4 protein-coding genes are annotated in these 4,207 nt (G+C 32.6%); 2 read left to right on the top strand and 2 right to left on the bottom strand.

Features of this window, described 5'->3' with window-relative positions:
* Window positions 1–394: 394 nt before the first annotated feature.
* Together ACIQ56_RS15165 and lepA are read right to left on the bottom strand one after the other, a co-directional pair.
* Window positions 395–1,606 carry a Bcr/CflA family efflux MFS transporter gene (locus tag ACIQ56_RS15165; protein WP_397601886.1) on the bottom strand — a complete coding sequence of 404 codons (1,212 nt, stop codon included), beginning with the start codon at window positions 1,604–1,606 and terminating at the stop codon, window positions 395–397.
* The gene (gene lepA, locus ACIQ56_RS15160; RefSeq protein ID WP_397601885.1) at window positions 1,606–3,426 is read right to left on the bottom strand and encodes a translation elongation factor 4; all 1,821 of its coding nucleotides are present in this window, start codon (window positions 3,424–3,426) and stop codon (window positions 1,606–1,608) included. The genes ACIQ56_RS15165 and lepA overlap by 1 nt, the downstream gene beginning before the upstream one ends.
* 93 nt (window positions 3,427–3,519) lie before the next feature.
* Between lepA and ACIQ56_RS15155 the strand changes: the two genes are divergently transcribed.
* Together ACIQ56_RS15155 and ACIQ56_RS15150 are read left to right on the top strand one after the other, a co-directional pair.
* The gene (locus ACIQ56_RS15155) at window positions 3,520–3,717 is read left to right on the top strand and encodes a hypothetical protein (protein WP_397601884.1); all 198 of its coding nucleotides are present in this window, start codon (window positions 3,520–3,522) and stop codon (window positions 3,715–3,717) included.
* A 32-nt stretch (window positions 3,718–3,749) separates the two neighbouring features.
* Window positions 3,750–4,103: a hypothetical protein gene (locus tag ACIQ56_RS15150; protein ID WP_397601883.1), complete on the top strand. Its 354-nt coding sequence runs from the start codon at window positions 3,750–3,752 to the stop codon at window positions 4,101–4,103.
* Window positions 4,104–4,207: the final 104 nt, after the last annotated feature.

Here is a 4,207-nt window from a genome sequence, read left to right as displayed (position 1 = left end):
CTGTTGATTACCTTAGGGATCTTCTGATATATCAAAACTTTTGGAAACAAAACCCAAAAGATTGGTTGCCTTGGAATTATCTCGATACCATCAACAAAATCAAAAACCACTCTCTATAAAAAATTTAATTCCATTCATTGTGTTTGTAAAATGCACTTATTGGTAGGACACCGGTGGACAAATAGATTCTTTAGATAATTTCAATGAAAATAAAGAAACAGAAGAAATTCAGAGTTCTCATAATTCAAGTGATGAAAATGATGAAAAAAAGGGGGTATCAATATATGAAAATATATTAAATGATATTGAAAAAAAATCTGAAGTTAAAAAAGGTTCCCGATGTTGCTATAAAATATACAATAGAATGGAAAAATAATAGTTTAGATAAAAACCTTTAAATTGAATTTAATTCCTTAAAATTAAATTTTATCATTTTAGACTTGTATCCAATTATTAAAGATAAGAATAAAATGAGAGCAATATATAAAGTAAAAGAAAAAATGGTTTCATTATAAAAAATTCCAAACATAGCAGAAAACAAAGAACCAATTATAAAAAACATAAAATAGAGTAACGCAGAAGCCATGCCTTTAGATTGTGTTGTAGAATCTAAAATAAGTCTAGTAAAGGGGGCTGAAAGAATACCATAACCGAAATTAAAACATGTAAATGCAGCTATAATTAAATATAAATTATTTGGAGCAAAATAAGAAAATAAAACCGTTACGATTGATGAAACAAAAGTAATCATAAATCCAATTGATAATGACTTAAAGGAGTTCATAAATTTTGATAAATATCTTAAAGTAAAAGTACCTAAAATAAATGCCAAAAATATGGGAATTTGTACAAGACTAAATTCACTTTTATTTAAATGATAAAGATTCATTAAAACAATTGGCGAGCTAGAAATCCAAACGATTACAGAACCAAATGATAGAGCAAAACTAATGCTGCCAAATATAAAATTTTTATTTTTAATTAAATCTAGATAGATGGATAGAATAGGCTTTAATTTTATTTTAATTTTTTTATCATCTGTAAGAGTTTCTGGCATAAAAAACCATAAACCAATCAGTCCAATTAAGGATAATAAAAATGTTGTAACAAATATGTAACGCCAACCTGCAAAAAGCATAACTGTACTTCCTGCAAGTGGGCCAATCATAGGTGCAAATAAAGCAACGGAAGCCATCCAAGAAATCACATTTATGGCTTCTTTTTCTTTATAGAGCTCATGGACACAGGCGTAACCTGCAACCCCGATAAAACAAGGTCCCATTCCTTGAAGAATGCGTGCAATAAAAAAATTGGGCATATTAGAAGCAAGAATGCCAATCACATTTCCTATTAAAACTATAATGCCTCCAACAAACATGGTAGAGCGCCTACCATATCTGTCAGAAATGGGTCCAACAAAAAGTTGAATTGAAAGGGATCCTAATAAAAAAATAGATAATGATAAGGGAACAAGACTTTCCGAAACTTGAAATTCATTCACAACATCTATTAATGCAGGCAAAATCATGTCATTTGACATGTAAACAGCAAATTCAAATAATACGAGAAAAATCAAAAAATAAAATTTTTTGTTACTTTTAGCCATTATTCCACATCGGATAAATTTAAAATTGCCATAAATGCTTCTTGAGGTATTTCGACGCTTCCCACTTGTTTCATGCGTTTTTTACCCTCTTTTTGTTTATCAAGTAGCTTACGTTTACGAGAAATATCTCCACCATAACATTTTGCAGTAACATCTTTACGCATGGCACTTAACGTTTCACGAGCAATGACTTTTGACCCAATCGCTGCTTGTAAAGGAACTTCAAATTGTTGCCTTGGAATGACTTCTCTTAGTTTTTTAACAAGTAAACGGCCTCTTTCGTAGGAATTGCTACGATGTACAATACAAGAAAGAGCATCCAGTGGTTCTCCATTTACTAAAATATCAAGACGCACTAGGTCGCTTTCTTTATAGTCATGAAATTCATAATCCATACTGGCATAGCCACGAGAAATAGTTTTAATTCTATCAAAAAAGTCAAAAACCATTTCGTTTAAAGGAAGTTCATATTGAAGCATGACACGACTTTGGGAGAGATATTCCATTTTTGTTTGAAGACCCCGGCGTTCAGCTAATAAGGCCATAACTCCTCCAAGATGTTCTTGAGGCATATGGAATGTTGCTTTTACAACGGGCTCCGAAAATTTAGCAATATTTGCTGGTGGCGGTAAATTGGAGGGGTTATCGACACGAAGTTCTTCTCCTTTTGTGGTTTCTACTATGTAAACACAAGTAGGAGCCGTAAAAATAACATTCATATTATATTCACGCTCTAAACGTTCTTGAATAATTTCCATATGCAAAAGACCTAAGAAGCCACAACGAAATCCAAAACCAAGTGCAACTGATGTTTCTGGCTCATAACTTAACGAACTGTCGTTTAAAGTAAGTTTAGCAAGAGCATCTTTTAAGTTTTCAAATTGATTTGTTTCAACAGGGAAAATTCCTGCAAAAACCATTTGTTTTGCTTTTTTAAATCCAGGTAATGGTTCAACATTTGAATTAGCCATACAAATTGTGTCACCAACACGGGAATCTTTAACGTCTTTCACGTTCGCTATAATATAGCCCACTTCGCCGGCGCTGAGACTATCACGTTGATAAGCTTTTACACACATGATACCCACTTTTTGGACTTCAAATGTTTTGCCAGAGTGCATCATTTTAATTTGATCGCCTATTTTTACAATACCATCTACTACTCTCACTAATACAATTACGCCTTGATAGGGGTCAAACCAGCTGTCAAAAATGAGTGCACGGAGATCTTTGCTGCGAGTGTCTTCTGGGGCAGGGACATGATGAATAATAGCCTCTAAAACGTCGGCAACGCCCATACCTGTTTTTGCGCTACATTTTATTGCGTTTGAGGTGTCGATAGCAAGTTCTTCTTCAATTTGAATACAAACACGATCATAGTCCGCACTTGGAAGATCTGCTTTATTTATAACAGGAATAATTTCAACATTATTATCGCCAGCTAAGTAAACATTAGCCACAGTTTGTGCCTCAACACCTTGAGTGGCGTCGACAACCAAAAGAGCTCCTTCGCAAGCAGTTAAACTTCGACTGACTTCATACGTAAAATCCACATGGCCAGGAGTATCAATTAAGTTTAAAGTATAAATTTTTCCATCTTTTGCTTTATAATCTACAGTTGCTGTTTGAGCTTTGATGGTGATCCCACGTTCGCGTTCTAAGTCCATACTATCAAGTATTTGCGCTTGTTTATCGCGATCCGCCACGGCTCCCGTAAGTTCTAATAAGCGATCGGCTAGAGTAGACTTACCGTGATCTATATGGGCAATAATACAAAAGTTTCTTATTAGATCTGGTTCAGCATTTGTTGTTTTGCTCATTCTTTTCTACCTTAGTTAAAATAAAAATCAATTTCTGCCGATAGCATAACCCAAGGAAACATACTCAATAGTTTGTATTTCGCAAGGACTGTTATGCTCTTACGTTTTCAATATGAACCTTTAACAAAATTTATCTGTTTCATGCTACCTTCTTTTTTTATTTCCTGCCAATCCGTTGAAGAAGATGATATCACTCATTTTTCTCCACTTGTTTCTTCTCAAGAGTATGTATATATTCCTATTAAAAGAGTTTTATTTGATTATTATGACAAAAAAAATGGCGTTTTATAACTCAACAAATTGATTATATTGACGGTAAAAATATGCAATCTTTATCTTCGCTGTGGGTTTTTGACTATATGCCAATTGAAATCATAGTATTAGATAATCCTGATATAAATGAATCCGTTACTTTTGATTTTCAAGAAAGTAATGGTATTTCTTTTAGAAAAACAAATATCTATTTACCATTTAAAGAAACAACTGAATCAGATGACTTAGATGATCAGTTGCCTACTTGTAAAGGAACAGAATTTCGGGCAATTGCAAGAATAGTGAGTAATTTAAAGTATATTGGAATTCATAAATTAAAAAATAATAATGAAGTTAGGGAAAACGATTTACGTAATTGGTTTTCATTAGGTGAAATAATTTGCTTAAATATTGTAAGACTATAATTTATATTTTATTTTTAATACCACAGAATCTATTTGCTATGTGTCCTCCCAATAAGTGCATTTTACAAACACAATGAATGGAATTAAATTTTTTATAGAGAGTG

Source organism: Silvanigrella sp., from assembly GCF_044369315.1.
Lineage (GTDB): Bacteria > Bdellovibrionota_B > Oligoflexia > Silvanigrellales > Silvanigrellaceae > Silvanigrella.
Note: the sequence above shows the minus strand (reverse complement) of the source record. Positions and strands in the feature narration are given on the sequence as shown.